Annotated in this window: 13 protein-coding genes and 1 pseudogene; 12 read left to right on the top strand and 2 right to left on the bottom strand. The window is 74.0% G+C overall.

Features of this window, described 5'->3' with window-relative positions:
• The first annotated feature begins 80 nt into the window (after positions 1 to 80).
• Positions 81 to 440 (top strand): histidine triad nucleotide-binding protein, encoded by a 360-nt coding sequence (locus AB0D94_RS04005; protein WP_362045080.1) that lies wholly within the window; start codon positions 81 to 83, stop codon positions 438 to 440.
• 3 nt (positions 441 to 443) lie between these two features.
• Positions 444 to 1,349, top strand: a complete 906-nt coding sequence (locus tag AB0D94_RS04000; protein ID WP_362045078.1) for a ribonuclease Z — start codon at positions 444 to 446, stop codon at positions 1,347 to 1,349.
• Between the two features lie 19 nt (positions 1,350 to 1,368).
• Here the strand turns inward: AB0D94_RS04000 and AB0D94_RS03995 are convergent, their stop codons facing one another.
• Positions 1,369 to 2,838 (bottom strand): MFS transporter, encoded by a 1,470-nt coding sequence (locus AB0D94_RS03995; RefSeq protein WP_362045076.1) that lies wholly within the window; start codon positions 2,836 to 2,838, stop codon positions 1,369 to 1,371.
• Positions 2,839 to 3,062: 224 nt separating this feature from the next.
• Here AB0D94_RS03995 and AB0D94_RS03990 point away from each other — a divergent pair, with 224 nt between their 5' ends.
• The 6 genes from AB0D94_RS03990 (at position 3,063) to AB0D94_RS03965 (ending at position 7,951) form a co-directional block, all read left to right on the top strand.
• Complete coding sequence (locus tag AB0D94_RS03990) at positions 3,063 to 4,160, top strand: PfkB family carbohydrate kinase (RefSeq protein ID WP_362045074.1); 1,098 nt, start codon at positions 3,063 to 3,065, stop codon at positions 4,158 to 4,160.
• Between the two features lie 129 nt (positions 4,161 to 4,289).
• On the top strand, positions 4,290 to 5,336 hold the full coding sequence (locus AB0D94_RS03985) for a PhoH family protein (RefSeq protein ID WP_362045072.1): 1,047 nt from the start codon (positions 4,290 to 4,292) through the stop codon (positions 5,334 to 5,336).
• 13 nt (positions 5,337 to 5,349) lie between these two features.
• Positions 5,350 to 5,847, top strand: a complete 498-nt coding sequence (gene ybeY, locus AB0D94_RS03980; RefSeq protein WP_031150912.1) for an rRNA maturation RNase YbeY — start codon at positions 5,350 to 5,352, stop codon at positions 5,845 to 5,847.
• Positions 5,844 to 7,148, top strand: coding sequence for a hemolysin family protein (locus AB0D94_RS03975; protein WP_362045069.1), 1,305 nt, complete (start codon positions 5,844 to 5,846; stop codon positions 7,146 to 7,148). The genes ybeY and AB0D94_RS03975 overlap by 4 nt, the downstream gene beginning before the upstream one ends.
• Positions 7,149 to 7,167: 19 nt before the next feature.
• The gene (locus tag AB0D94_RS03970; protein ID WP_362045068.1) at positions 7,168 to 7,530 is read left to right on the top strand and encodes an MmcQ/YjbR family DNA-binding protein; all 363 of its coding nucleotides are present in this window, start codon (positions 7,168 to 7,170) and stop codon (positions 7,528 to 7,530) included.
• A 67-nt stretch (positions 7,531 to 7,597) separates the two neighbouring features.
• A complete protein-coding gene (locus AB0D94_RS03965; RefSeq protein WP_362045067.1) occupies positions 7,598 to 7,951 on the top strand; it encodes a cytidine deaminase in 354 nt (117 codons plus the stop codon).
• Positions 7,952 to 7,961: 10 nt separating this feature from the next.
• On the opposite strand, the gene AB0D94_RS03960 is transcribed toward AB0D94_RS03965, so the two are convergent.
• Positions 7,962 to 9,275 carry an MFS transporter gene (locus AB0D94_RS03960; RefSeq protein ID WP_362045065.1) on the bottom strand — a complete coding sequence of 438 codons (1,314 nt, stop codon included), beginning with the start codon at positions 9,273 to 9,275 and terminating at the stop codon, positions 7,962 to 7,964.
• Between the two features lie 70 nt (positions 9,276 to 9,345).
• Between AB0D94_RS03960 and AB0D94_RS03955 the strand changes: the two genes are divergently transcribed.
• The 4 genes and pseudogenes from AB0D94_RS03955 to era all read left to right on the top strand — a co-directional run bounded on the left by AB0D94_RS03955 (position 9,346) and on the right by era (position 13,799).
• Positions 9,346 to 10,395: a helix-turn-helix domain-containing protein gene (locus AB0D94_RS03955; RefSeq protein ID WP_362045063.1), complete on the top strand. Its 1,050-nt coding sequence runs from the start codon at positions 9,346 to 9,348 to the stop codon at positions 10,393 to 10,395.
• A 60-nt stretch (positions 10,396 to 10,455) separates the two neighbouring features.
• The gene (locus tag AB0D94_RS03950) at positions 10,456 to 11,820 is read left to right on the top strand and encodes a beta-xylosidase (RefSeq protein ID WP_362045061.1); all 1,365 of its coding nucleotides are present in this window, start codon (positions 10,456 to 10,458) and stop codon (positions 11,818 to 11,820) included.
• A pseudogene (locus AB0D94_RS03945) lies at positions 11,817 to 12,347 on the top strand (DUF916 domain-containing protein); the annotation flags it as partial. The gene AB0D94_RS03950 and the pseudogene AB0D94_RS03945, both read left to right, overlap by 4 nt.
• A 501-nt stretch (positions 12,348 to 12,848) precedes the next feature.
• On the top strand, positions 12,849 to 13,799 hold the full coding sequence (gene era, locus AB0D94_RS03940; RefSeq protein ID WP_362045765.1) for a GTPase Era: 951 nt from the start codon (positions 12,849 to 12,851) through the stop codon (positions 13,797 to 13,799).
• Positions 13,800 to 13,934: the final 135 nt, after the last annotated feature.

The raw sequence follows: 13,934 nt of genomic DNA, 5'->3' as shown, positions 1-13,934 counted from the left end.
CCGGGCCCCGGCCTGACGGCCTCCGCGCCCGGCTCCGGGGATACGATGCCCGGACCGATCAACGACACGGAGGCGAAGCGATGGCCGGGGAACCGCAGGCCGACTGCCTGTTCTGCAAGATCGTCACAGGGGACATCCCGGCGACCGTGGTCCGGGAGACCGAGACGACCGTGGCCTTCCGGGACATCAACCCGCAGGCGCCGACGCACGTGCTCGTGATCCCCAAGGTGCATTACCCCGACGCCGCCTCCCTCGCCGCCGCCGAGCCGGTCATCACCGCCGACCTGCTGCGCGAGGCCGGGCAGATCGCCCTGGACGAGAAGATCACCGACCACGGCTACCGGATCGTCTTCAACACCGGGGCCGGCGCCGGCCAGACCGTCTTCCACGCCCACGCCCACCTCCTCGGCGGCCGCGGCCTCCAGTGGCCCCCCGGATAGACCGTGTCCGTACGCGAGTTCGTGGTGCTGGGCACCGCCAGCCAGGTGCCCACCCGCCACCGCAACCACAACGGCTACCTGCTGCGCTGGGACGGCGAGGGCATCCTCTTCGACCCGGGCGAGGGCACCCAGCGGCAGATGCTGCGGGCCGGCGTGGCCGCCCACGACATCAACCGGATCTGCGTCACCCACTTCCACGGTGACCACAGCCTCGGGCTCGCCGGGGTGATCCAGCGCATCAACCTCGACCAGGTCCCGCACCCCGTCACCGCGCACTACCCGGCCTCCGGGCAGAAGTTCTTCGACCGGCTGCGCTACGCCACCGCCTACCGGGAGACCGTCCCGCTCCTGGAGGAACCCGTCGCCGCGGACGGGACCTTGGCGCAGGGGCCCTCGTACGTCCTGGAGGCCCGGCTGCTCTCGCACCCCGTGGAGTCCTTCGGCTACCGGCTCACGGAGCCCGACGGGCGCCGCATGGTCCCCGAGCTGCTCGCGCGGCACGGGATCAAGGGGCCGGACGTGGGCCGGATCCAGCGCGAGGGGCAGCTCGACGGGGTCACGCTCGACGACGTCAGCGAGCACCGGCCCGGGCAGCGGTTCGCCTTCGTCATGGACACCCGGCTCTGCCCCGGCGTGGACGCGCTCGCCGAGGGCTGCGACATGCTGGTGATCGAGTCGACCTTCCTCGACGAGGACGGCCGACTGGCCGCCGACCACGGCCACCTGACGGTCGGCCAGGCCGCCCGGGTGGCGCGGGACGCGGGCGTACGGCACCTGGTGCTGACGCACTTCTCGCAGCGCTACACGGACCCCTCGGAGTTCGAACGCCAGGCGCGCGCCGCGGGCTTCGAAGGCGAACTCACGATCGCGGCGGACCTGCTGCGGGTCCCGCTCCCGAAGCGGCCCTGACGCCCTGGCGGGGCCGCCCTCAGCCCCGCCGGCGATTGAGGCGCGGGGTCCGGGGCGGAGCCCCGGGAAGGCGGCCCGCAGGCGCGTGCGGAGCGGAGCCGACGGGGACCTCGCCGGTGGCCCGGGCCGCAGGCCGCAGCGGCCGGGCACGGGCCGCCGGAGACAGCAGCAGCACCCGTTTCGGCAGCCGCCGCACCCGGATCTCCGCCACCTCCAGTTCCGCCGCCCCCACCCGGGGAACCGTCCCCGGAGGGGTCCCCGCTCCCGCCGCCAGCACCGCGGCCGGGGCTCCGCCGCGGCGGCGTACCGAGCCCGCGGTCAGCGGGCGGCCGCCCGCGTGCAGGGCGACGGCGGCCATCGGCCCGGCCACGGCCAGCAGCAGCCCGCCGAGTACCAGGCCCATGCCCGGGAAGCCCGCGCCCTCCGCGAGCAGGCTGCCGGTGACCGGCCCGCAGGCCACCCCGAGCGAGGAGGCGGAGCCCGCCAGCACCGCCCAGCGGCCGCGCGGGTCCAGGGCCGCGGCGAGGCCGATGGCGTAGGAGAGGACGACCGGGTAGAGCGCGTTCCACAGGATCTCCCCGGCCGCGAAGGTGCCCAGGCCCTGCGCCGAGGAGGAGAGGACCACGCAGCAGGCGATCAGCGCCGTGCCCGCGCCGATCGGGACGGCCCGGCCCAGGCGGGCGCCGAGCGCGGAGGCGGCCGCGACCCCGAGCAGGCCCGCGCCGAGCGCCGCGGCGAAGACCATGCCGAGGGTGACCTCCGACAGGCCCGCCTGCTGGGTGCCGATCCGGCCGCTGACCCCCCACAGGGCGTTCTGGGCCAGGGACCACAGCATCAGGCACCCCGCCAGGACCGCCCCGGCGCGCGGGTACGGGAGCCGCCCCGCGGGGACCCCGGCGACCGGGGCACCGCCGTGGCCGCCGAGACGGCCCGTGGCGGGCCAGGCCGCCGCAGCGAACAGGGCGATGGCGGCGAACGGCACCCCGTGGGGAAGCCCGCCGCCGCCGAGGCGCGGCAGCGTCAGGTACAGCGCGCCCGCGGCCGCCGAGACCGACAGCAGCCCGAGCGCGGAGGTGCGGTGCGGGTCGCGCTGCGCGGCGATCCCGGAGGCGGCCACGGCGGTCGCGGTGCCGGAGCCGAAACCGCCGACGACCGCGCCCGCCACCACCAGCGGCAGCAGCGTGGTCGCGGCGGCCGCGCCGTAGCCCACGACGGCGAGCAGCAGCCCGAGCCGGGCGAGCGGGCGCGGTCCGTGGCGCGGGATCCGCGACGCGAGGACGAAGCCCGCGGCGGCCGAGCCGAGCAGCAGGGCCGAGCCGATCAGGCCGGCCTGGGCGGGGCTCAGCGGCAGGTGGGCGTCGAGCCGTCCGACGAGGGTCGGCAGGAGGTACGGGGCGAGGTAACCGGCCGTGAAGAGGGCCACGAGGGGCCAGGCGGCGGGGGGCACGGAAGGCGGCCCGGAGGGCGGCGCAGGGGTGCGGTGGGGCACGGGTGTTCCTGGTGGTGCGTGGGGCGCCGCGGAGAGGGCGGGGCCCTTGTCTATCAACCGGGCGGAGTTGGGGAACAGGGGCTTCCGGGGGTGATGTGCGACACACTAGGTTTTGGGCCTGTCCGAGGCGGGCAGAGTTGGCAGCTTTCCACCGAAAACCCTGCCGCAGAAACGAACCTTCAGGACATCGGTCCGCGCACGCGAGAAAAACCGGGGAGTACACCGTGACCAGTCGGGACAGCCTCATCAGCCGCGACGCAGCAGTGGACCCGCTCGGTCCGCTGCGCGATCCCCAGGACCCGGCGTGCGACGTCTTCCTGACCGGCACGGTCTTCCTCGACATCATCTTCACGGGCCTCGACTCGGCGCCGGTGCGCGGCACGGAGTCCTGGGCGCGCGGCATGGGCTCCTCCCCGGGCGGCGTGGCCAACATGGCCACCGCCCTGGCCCGGCTCGGCCTGCACACCTCGCTGGCCGCGGCCTTCGGCGACGACCACTACGGCGAGTACTGCTGGGACGCGCTCGAACAGGGCGAGGGCATCGACCTGTCCATGTCGCGGACCGTCCCCGGCTGGCACAGCCCCGTCACGGTCTCGATGGCCTACGAGGGCGAGCGCACCATGGTCTCGCACGGCCACGAGGCGCCTCCCCCCGCGGGCCCCGGGCCCTTCCCGCAGTGCCCGCCCAGAGCCCGCGCGGCCGTGGCCTCGCTCGGGCCCGGACGGGGCGAACCGTGGATCGGGGAGGCCGCGCGGCGCGGCTCGCGGGTCTTCGCGGACGTCGGCTGGGACGAGAGCGGCCGCTGGGACCTGGGGGCCCTGGCCGACCTGGAGCACTGCGAGGCCTTCCTGCCGAACGCGGGCGAGGCGATGCGGTACACGCGGACCGAGTGCCCGCGGGCGGCCGCCCGGGCGCTGGCCGAGAAGGTGCCGATCGCGGTGGTGACGATGGGCGCGGAGGGCTCGTACGCGGTGGACGGGCGCACCGGGGAGACGGCGCACGCCCCGGGGATCGCGGTGGACGCGCTGGACCCGACGGGGGCGGGCGACGTGTACGTGGCGGGCTTCGTGACGGGCACCCTGGCGGGCTGGCCGCTGGCGGACCGCCTCGCCTTCGCGGGCCTGACGGCCGCGCTGTCGGTCCAGGAGTTCGGCGGCTCCCTGTCGGCCCCCGGCTGGCCGGAGGTGGCCCACTGGTGGCGGGCCGTCCCGGAGGGGCTGAGCGGCCGGTACGCCTTCCTGGACGCCCTGATCCCGCAGGCCCCGACCCCGCCCGCACGGCGCAGGGCGGTGCCGACGATCGGCTTCCGGCACTCCGCGTAGGCCCCGTCGCGGAGCGGGTGGGAAAACCCCTCGGGGAAGGCCCGGCGGAGACGTAGGCTTGGTAGTCCGGAGGTCGTCGATCGGCGAGGCCCCTCAGCGGGAGGTATGTGCAGGCCACAGTGCCGGCCCATGACTCAGACACCCACAGCCCACACCCCCGCGCCGGGGCAGGCGCGAGCCCACTTCACCGTTCCGGCCACGCACCCGATGGTGACGGTGCTCGGCTCGGGTGACGCCCTGTTGCGCGTGATCGAGAAGGCCTTTCCGAAGGCCGACATCCATGTTCGGGGCAATCAGGTCCGTGCGATCGGAGCGGCGGCGGAAGTCGCTCTGATCCAGCGCCTGTTCGACGAGATGATGCTGGTGCTCCGCACCGGGCAGCCGATGACGGAGGACGCAGTGGAACGCTCGATCGCGATGCTCAAGGCGAGCGGCAACGGCAAGGGCCCCGAGGAGACGCCCGCCGAGGTGCTCACGCAGAACATCCTCTCCAGCCGCGGCCGCACCATCCGACCCAAGACCCTCAACCAGAAGCGGTACGTCGACGCGATCGACAAGAACACGATCGTCTTCGGCATCGGCCCCGCCGGTACCGGAAAGACCTACCTGGCCATGGCCAAGGCGGTCCAGGCCCTGCAGTCCAAGCAGGTCAGCCGGATCATCCTGACCCGGCCCGCCGTCGAGGCGGGGGAGCGGCTCGGCTTCCTGCCGGGCACCCTCTTCGACAAGATCGACCCCTACCTGCGCCCGCTCTACGACGCGCTGCACGACATGCTCGACCCCGACTCGATCCCGCGGCTCATGGCCGCCGGGACCATCGAGGTCGCGCCGCTGGCGTACATGCGCGGCCGCACCCTCAATGACGCCTTCGTGGTCCTCGACGAGGCGCAGAACACGACCGCCGAGCAGATGAAGATGTTCCTGACCCGGCTCGGCTTCGACTCGAAGATCGTCGTCACCGGCGACATCACCCAGATCGACCTGCCGGGCGGCGCCAAGAGCGGTCTGCGCCAGGTGCAGGAGATCCTGGACGGGGTGCCGGACATCCACTTCTCGCGGCTCACGTCCGAGGATGTCGTCCGGCACAAGCTGGTCGGCCGTATCGTCGACGCGTACGAGAAGTACGACGACATCCAGGACGTCCAGCAGTCCCGGAACGGCTACCAGCGGAAGTAGAACCCAGCGCACCATGTCGATCGACGTCAACAACGAGTCCGGAACCGAGGTCGACGAGCAGGCGATCCTCGACATCGCCCGCTACGCGCTCACCCGGATGCGGATCCACCCGCTCTCCGAGCTCTCCGTCATCGTGATCGACGAGGAGGCGATGGAGCAGCTCCACATCCAGTGGATGGACCTTCCCGGACCCACCGACGTCATGTCCTTCCCGATGGACGAGCTGCGTCCGCCGGCGAAGGACGACGAGGAGCCCCCGCAGGGGCTCCTCGGCGACATCGTGCTCTGCCCCGAGGTGGCCAAGAAGCAGGGCGAGGACGCCCCGACGCAGCACTCCATGGACGAGGAGCTCCAGCTCCTGACCGTCCACGGGGTGCTGCACCTGCTCGGGTACGACCACGAGGAGCCCGACGAGAAGGCCGAGATGTTCGGCCTCCAGGCGGCCATCGTCGACGGCTGGCGCGGTGAGCGCGGCATGACGGGCCCGTCCCCGGCACCGACCGTCTCGTGAACGCCCCGCAACTGATTACCGGCGCGGTCCTGCTGGTGGTGGTGGCCTGGTTCGCGGCCTGCGCCGAGTCCGGGATCGCCCGCATCTCCAGCTTCCGCGCCGAGCAGGCCGTACGGGAGGGCCGGCGCGGCAGCGAGAAGCTCGCGCAGGTGGCCGGCGACCCCACCCGCTACCTCAATGTCGCCCTGCTGGTGCGGGTCACCTGCGAGATGGCGGCCGGGGTCCTCGTCACCTACGTCTGCCTCGACGAGTTCGGCGAGAACTGGACCGCGCTGCTCGTGGCCATCGGGGTCATGGTGCTGGTGTCCTTCGTCGCCGTGGGCGTGTCCCCGCGCACCATCGGCCGCCAGCACCCGCTGAACACCGCGACGGCCGCCGCGTACGTCCTCGTACCGCTGGCCCGGGTGATGGGGCCGATCCCGCAGCTGCTGATCCTCATCGGCAACGCGCTCACGCCCGGCAAGGGCTTCCGCAAGGGGCCGTTCGCCTCCGAGGCGGAGCTGCGCGCGATGGTGGACCTGGCGGAGAAGGAATCGCTGATCGAGGACGACGAGCGCCGGATGGTGCACCAGGTCTTCGAACTCGGCGACACCCTCGTGCGCGAGGTGATGGTGCCGCGCACCGACCTGGTCTGCATCGAGCGCTACAAGACGGTCCGTCAGGCGACCACGCTCGCGCTGCGGTCAGGATTCTCGCGCATCCCGGTGACCGGGGAGAACGAGGACGACATCGTCGGGATGGTCTACCTGAAGGACCTGGTCCGCAAGACCCACATCAGCCGGGGGGCGGAGTCCGACCTGGTCTCCACCGTCATACGCCCGGCGGTCTTCGTGCCGGACACCAAGAACGCGGGCGATCTGCTGCGCGAGATGCAGCAGGTGCGCAACCACGTGGCCGTCGTCATCGACGAGTACGGCGGCACGGCCGGCATCGTCACCATCGAGGACATCCTGGAAGAGATCGTCGGTGAGATCACCGACGAGTACGACCGGGAGCTCCCGCCGGTCGAGGAGCTGGGAGGGGACCGCTACCGGGTCACGGCCCGCCTCGACATCACCGACCTCGGTGAGCTGTTCAAGGTCGAGGCCTTCGACGACGAGGACGTGGAGACGGTCGGCGGGCTGCTGGCGAAGGCGCTGGGCCGGGTCCCGATCGCGGGCGCCTCGGCGCTGGTGGAGCTGCCCGACGGGCGTCCGCTGCGGCTGACGGCGGAATCGCCCGCGGGGCGGCGGAACAAGATCGTGACCGTGCTGGTGGAGCCGGTGCCCGGGGCAGAGGCCGGGGGCGAGGAGGGCGAATGACCCCGGGACAGGAGGCCGGATGACCCCGGACGAGCTGCGGGCCTTCTGCCTGGGCTTCAACGCGGCGGTGGAGGAGTTCCCGTTCACGCCGCAGACCTCGGTGTTCAAGGTGCTGGGGAAGGTGTTCGCGCTCACCGCGCTGGACGCCGAGCCGCTGAAGGTCAACCTCAAGTGCGAGCCGGAACAGGCCGTGCGGCTGCGCGAGCAGCACGCGGCGGTCGTGCCCGGCTACCACATGAACAAGCGGCACTGGAACACGGTGACGGCGGGCGGTCCGGACGGGCTGCCGGACGCGCTGGTCCGGGAGCTGGTGGAGGACTCGTACGACCTGGTGGTGGCGGGCCTGCCGAAGGCGGAGCGGCTGCGGCTCGACCGGCCGTGAACGGCGGGAGGGCGCCCCGGCGGGGTGGTTGCACCGGCCCGCCGGGGCGCTCCCTATGCTTTCGACCATGACCGACAGCACCGGGATCGACCCCGAGGACAGCAAGATCATCACGCTGGCGCGCAGCGCCCGGGCCCGCAACGGGGTGCCCGAGGGGGCGGCGGTGCGGGACGAGACGGGCCGTACCTACGTCGCCGGGACGGTGGAGCTCGACTCCCTGAAGCTGAGCGCGCTGCAGACCGCGGTCGCGATGGCCGTGGCGAGCGGGGCGCGGTCCCTGGAGGCCGCGGCCGTCGTCAGCGCCGCCGACGCCCCCGCCGAGGCGGACCGCGCGGCCGTGCGCGACCTCGGCGGCCCGGACACCCCGGTCCTGCTGGCGGCTCCGGACGGCACGCTCAAGTCGACGACCCCGGCGGGCTGACCGCCGGTCCTCACGCCACTGTCACCGGCCGGGGTGCGGACCCCGGCCGGCGGATCACCATCGCCATCAGCGCCGCCATCGCGCACAGCGCGCCCGAGGCGTACCAGACGACGTCGTACGAGCCGAAGGCATCGCGGGCCAGGCCGCCCAGGAAGGCCACCACCGCCGCGCCGACCTGGTGCGAGGCCAGCACCCAGCCGAAGACGATCGCGCTGTCCTCCCCGTAGTGCTCGCGGCACAGCGCGATGGTCGGGGGCACGGTCGCGACCCAGTCCAGGCCGTAGAAGACGATGAAGAAGATCAGCGGCGGCCGCACCGACGGGGCCAGCAGCATCGGCAGGAACAGCAGCGAGATCCCGCGCAGGGCGTAGTAGACGGCCAGCAGCCGGCGCGCCTCGAAGCGGTCGGTGAACCAGCCCGAGGCCACCGTGCCCACCACGTCGAACACCCCGATCACCGCGAGCAGTCCGGCGGCAGCCGTCACCGGCATGCCGTGGTCGTGGGCGGCCGGCACGAAGTGGGTGCGGACCAGGCCGTTGGTCGAGGCCCCGCAGATCGCGAAGGTGCCCGCCAGCAGCCAGAAGGGGCCGGTGCGCGCCGCCTTGAAGAGCACCGTCACCGCCCGCCGGGCCGCCCCGGGGGCGGGGGCGGGCTTGTCCGCGTACACGCCGCCGTAGGGGGCGAGCCCCAGGTCCGCCGGGTGGTCGCGCAGCAGCAGCCACACGAAGGGGACGACGGCCAGGGCGGACAGGGAGACCGTCACCGCCGCCGGGCGCCAGCCGTGGTGCTCCACCAGCCAGGACAGCAGCGGCAGGAAGACCAGCTGGCCGGAGGCCCCGGCCGCGGTGAGGATGCCGGTGACCAGTCCGCGCCGGGCGGTGAACCAGCGGTTGGTCACGGTCGCCGCGAAGGCCATCGCCATCGAGCCGCTGCCCAGGCCCATCAGGACCCCCCAGAACAGCACCAGCTGCCAGGGCGCGGTCATCCACACCGTGGCCAACGAGCCGCCGGCTATGACGCTCAGGGCCAGCGCCACGACCCGGCGGACGCCGAAGCGGTCCATCAGGGCCGCGGCGAAGGGCGCGGTGAGCCCGTACAGCGCGAGGTTGACCGAGACGGCGAAGGCGATCGTGCCGCGCGACCAGTCGAACTCCTCGTGCAGGGGCTCGATGAGCAGGCCGGGCAGGGAGGCGAAGCCCGCGGCGCCGATGATCGTCACGAAGGCGACGGCAGCGACGGACCAGGCGCGGTGGATCCGTCCGCCCGGGCGCGGGGCGGGCGCAGGGGGCGGGGTGGAGGCGGGACGGGAGGCTGTCTGGGTCACGCCGCAAGCCTCCGGCCTGCGGGACCCGTACGACAGTGGCCTGACTGTCATGCTTCGCTATGATCGGGCCATGGAGTCGTCAGCGGGTCCGCACCGCGTCGTCGTACTCGCCCTCGCCGGGCTGCTGCCCTTCGAGCTCGGCATCCCGCACCGGATCTTCGGCCGGGCCAAGGATCCGGCCGGGCGCCCTCTGTACACGATCCTGACCTGCGGGCTCGCCCCCGGTCCGGTGCGCACGGACGCCGACTTCGCCGTCCACGTCGAGCACGGCCCGGAGCTGCTGGCCACCGCGGACACGGTCGTGGTGCCCGCCTCGTACGAGCTCGGTCCGGCCTACGAGGAAGGCAGGCTGAGCGGGGAACTCGCGGCGGCCCTCGCGCACATCCGGCCCGGCACGCGGCTCGTCTCCATCTGCACGGGCGGCTACGTACTGGCCGCCGCGGGATACCTGAACGGCCGCCGGGCCACCACGCACTGGGCCTCCGCCGAGCACTTCCAGCGGCTCTTCCCGGAAGTACGGGTGGATCCGGGCGTGCTCTACACCGACGACGGCGACGTGCTGACCTCCGCAGGGGTCGCCGCGGGCATCGACCTGTGCCTGCACATCGTGCGCCGCGACCACGGCGCTGCCGTCGCGAACGAGGTGGCCCGGCGGACCGTCGTACCGCCGCACCGGGACGGCGGGCAGGCCCAGTTCATCGAGCGCCCGGTGCCGGAGCCGCAGCTCGCCAGCACCACGGCGGCCCGCGCGTGGGTACTGGACCGGCTGCACGAGCCGCTGCGCCTGACCGACCTGGCCCGCCAGGAGGCCGTGTCGGTACGGACCTTCACGCGCCGCTTCCGCGAGGAGTCCGGGGTCAGCCCCGGCCAGTGGATCGTCGGGCAGCGGGTGGAGCGGGCCCGGCGGCTGCTGGAGCGGACGGACCTGCCGATGGAACAGGTGGCGCGGGAGACCGGCTTCGGGACGGCGCAATCCCTGCGCAAGCACGTGCAGGCGGCGCTGGGGGTGAGCCCGACGGCCTACCGGCGCACCTTCCGCGACGGCGCGGGCGGCGGGCCCGGTCCGCACACCCTGCCATCTCCTGATGGGCCATCAGACGGTGCCGGGCCCGTCCATTGACTTCTCCCGCCGCCCGCTCGTGAATGGCCCCCTGTCGGGGCGGAACCCAGGGGGCGGGCAGTGCGAAGAGGCGCGCGCAGCAGGAGATGGTCGGCGGCCGTCGGCATGGCCGTGCTCGCGGCGGCCACCGGGGGAGTGCTGAGCCCGCCCGCCGCCGCCGAGGGGGAGCCGCCCCCGGGGCAGCTGCCGGGCCAGGTGACCTTCCCGACGCACTGCCTGCCGCCCCAGGAAGCCGGACTCCCGCCCGCCGAGGGGCCGAGCACCGCCCGGATCACCGTCGACGACCCGGCGCCCCGGGTCGGTGACACCGTCACCGTGACCTACCGGCTGACCGCCACCCCCGCCGTGGCACCCCTGGTTCAAAGCGTGGTCGCCGGCGAACTCCCCGCCGACGTGCTGACCCCGACCGGGCGGATCCTGCTGGCGGGAGCGCAGAGCGGCGAGGTCACGGTCGTCGGGGCCGAGCGCAGCGGTCCGGTCCGCGAGGGCGAGCCCCTGCCCGCCGTCACCATGACCGGCACCTTCACCGTCACCGCGCCCGGTGAGATCACCCTGGCTCCGGGCGGCTACACCCTGCACACCAGCCCCCTCCTGGACCTGGACACCGTCTGCACCCCCGCGGCGCCGTCCGCCGCACCCGTCTCCGAACGCCTCACCGCCACCCCGCTGCCCACGGCCAACCTGCGCAGCGTCTCCCTCGCCGCGGCCCACGGCGCGCCCGGCGCCGAGGTCGAGGTGACCGGCGCGGGCTTCGTCCCCGGCGCGGCCGTGACGGTCGCCGGGCGGGCCGGCGCCGCCGAGACGGCCGACCGGGTGGCCGCCACGGCCGACGGACTGGGCGTGGTCCGGGCCGCGCTGCCGGTCAGGGACCGGACCACCACCGCGGTGGTCGCCTACGAGGGCCCGGCCTGGTCGGCCGGGCACGGCTCCGGCCCGGCCGCGTACACGGTCACCGAGGCCGCCCCGCCGCAGCCGGGCACTCAGAAGGTGACCGCCACCGTCGAGCCGGGAGCCCTGGCCATGACCCAGAACGGCGAGGAGATCGCCCTGGGCGCCGTCCCGTACGGAGAGGGCGGCGCCGCCCCCGGCAGGATCGCCACCGTCACGGTGAAGGACGCCCGCGGCGGCCCGGCCGGCTGGTCCCTCACCGGCAAGGTCAGCGACTTCACGGGGCCGGGCGGGGTCCGCATCCCGGGCGCGGCCCTGTCCTGGACCCCGTCGTGCGCGGCGGCGGCCGGCAGCCCGAGCCCCTGTACGCCGGGCAGCGCGGGCACGGTCGGCCCGGACGGGGCGGTGCTGGCCTCCGCCCCGGACGCACCGCTGGCCGGCGGCACCTTCACGGTCGACGCGACGGTCGCCCTCCAGGTGCCGCCGTACACCCCGCCGGGGGCGTACGCGGCGGTGCTGACGCTGACCCTGTCGTGACGGGCCGCGTGCCGCCGCTGCGCGGGGCCCTTCCCCCACCCCGCCCCTTCCCGAAACCGGGCTCGGCCCGGACCCGCGCCTCAAACGCCGGCGGGGCTGAAAGATCAGCGGTTGCCCTGCTGGCGCGGGCGCTGCTGTTCGTCGCCGCCGCGCTGGCCGCCGTATGGCTCGGCCCCGCCGGGACGGCCGCGGCCGCGGACAACGGCCAGTGGTCCGTGCTGCCCGCCGCCGACACCGCCCGGCAGCGGCCGTACTTCTACCTCGCCGCCGCGCCCGGGCAGGCCGTCACCGACGCCGTGACCGTCACCAACCGCACCGACCGGCCCCGCACCTTCCGGCTGTACGCCGCCGACGCCTACAACACCGCCCGCGACGGCGGCTTCGCCGTGCGCGGCCCCGACGAGCCGCGGCGCACCACGGGTGCGTGGGCGCGGCTCGCCCAGGAGCGGGTCACCGTACCGGCCGGGGGGTCGGTGAGCGTCGCCTTCACCCTGACCGTGCCCGGCCGGGCCGAGCCCGGGGACCATCCCGGCGCCGTCGTGGCCCTGGAGGACCGGCCCGCCGACGCCACCGCCCAGGGGATCGGCGTGCGGCAGGCCGTCGCCGCCCGGCTCTACCTGCAGGTGACCGGTCCCACCGCCCCCGCCCTCGCCGTCCGCGAGGTCACCGTCAGCCGGCGCGGCGCGGCCGCGGAGGTCTCGTACACGCTCCACAACCTCGGCAACGTCACCCTCCGCCCGCGCGCCGCCCTCACCGCCTCCGGCGCCCTCGGCCGCCCGCTGGCCGGCCGCGGGCTCGCCGGGCTGCCGGCCGAACTGCTCCCGGGCCAGGAGGTCCGGCTCAGCACCCGCTGGGAGGACCCGCCCGCACTGGAAGCTGCCCGGGTCACGGTGCGCGCGCGGGCGGACGGAACCACAGCTCAGGGGGGTGCCACCTACGCCCGCCGGCCCTTCCTCGGCACCTGGCTGGCGGGCCTGTCCGCGCTCGCCGCGGTGGCCTGGTCGGCGCTGGGAGCCGCATCGGGGAGAATGGCCCGTATGAGCGATCGTTCCCCCGAGTCCACCAGCCCGCACCGTGCGGGCTTCGCCTGCTTCGTCGGCCGCCCCAACGCAGGGAAGTCGACCCTCACCAACGCACTCGTGGGTACCAAGGTCGCGATCACCTCCAACCGGCCGCAGACCACCCGCCACACCGTCCGCGGCATCGTGCACCGCCCCGACGCGCAGCTCGTCCTCGTCGACACGCCCGGCCTGCACAAGCCGCGCACCCTCCTCGGCGAGCGCCTCAACGACGTGGTGCGTGCGACCTGGTCCGAGGTCGACGTCATCGGCTTCTGCCTGCCGGCCGACCAGAAGCTCGGCCCCGGCGACAAGTTCATCGCCAAGGAGCTCGCGGGGATCAAGAAGACCCCCAAGATCGCCATCATCACCAAGACCGACCTGGTCGAGTCCAAGCAGGTGGGCGAGCAGCTCATCGCCGTCCACCAGCTCGCCGAGGAGCTGGGCTTCCAGTGGGCCGAGATCGTCCCCGTCTCGGCGGTCGGCGACAGCCAGGTGAAGCTGCTGGCCGACCTGATCGCGCCGCTGCTGCCGGAGAGCCCGCCGCTGTACCCGGAGGGCGACCTCACCGACGAGCCCGAGATGGTGATGGTCGCGGAACTGATCCGCGAGGCCGCGCTGGAAGGCGTACGGGACGAGCTCCCGCACTCCATCGCCGTGGTCGTCGAGGAGATGATCCCGCGCGAGAACCGCCCGGCCGACCGGCCGCTGCTGGACATCCACGCGAACGTCTACATCGAGCGGCCGAGCCAGAAGGGCATCATCATCGGCCCGAAGGGCGCCCGCCTGAAGGAGGTCGGGATGAAGTCGCGCAAGCACATCGAGGCGCTGCTCGGGACCCCGGTCTTCCTGGACCTCCACGTGAAGGTGGCCAAGGACTGGCAGCGCGACCCCAAGCAGCTGCGCAAGCTCGGTTTCTGATCGTCCGACTCCGGACTCCGTCCGGCGGTGCTGCGGTCCAGGGAGTGTCGTCAAAGTGGCGTCGGCCGCCCGTAGGGCGGTGCTGGTGGGGTCTGGTGCGTGCGATCGCAAGGCGGAGGAGGGAGTCGATGCGGA

Origin of the sequence: Streptomyces sp. NPDC048255 (assembly GCF_040652415.1) — a bacterium.
Lineage (GTDB): Bacteria > Actinomycetota > Actinomycetes > Streptomycetales > Streptomycetaceae > Streptomyces.
Note: the sequence above shows the minus strand (reverse complement) of the source record. Positions and strands in the feature narration are given on the sequence as shown.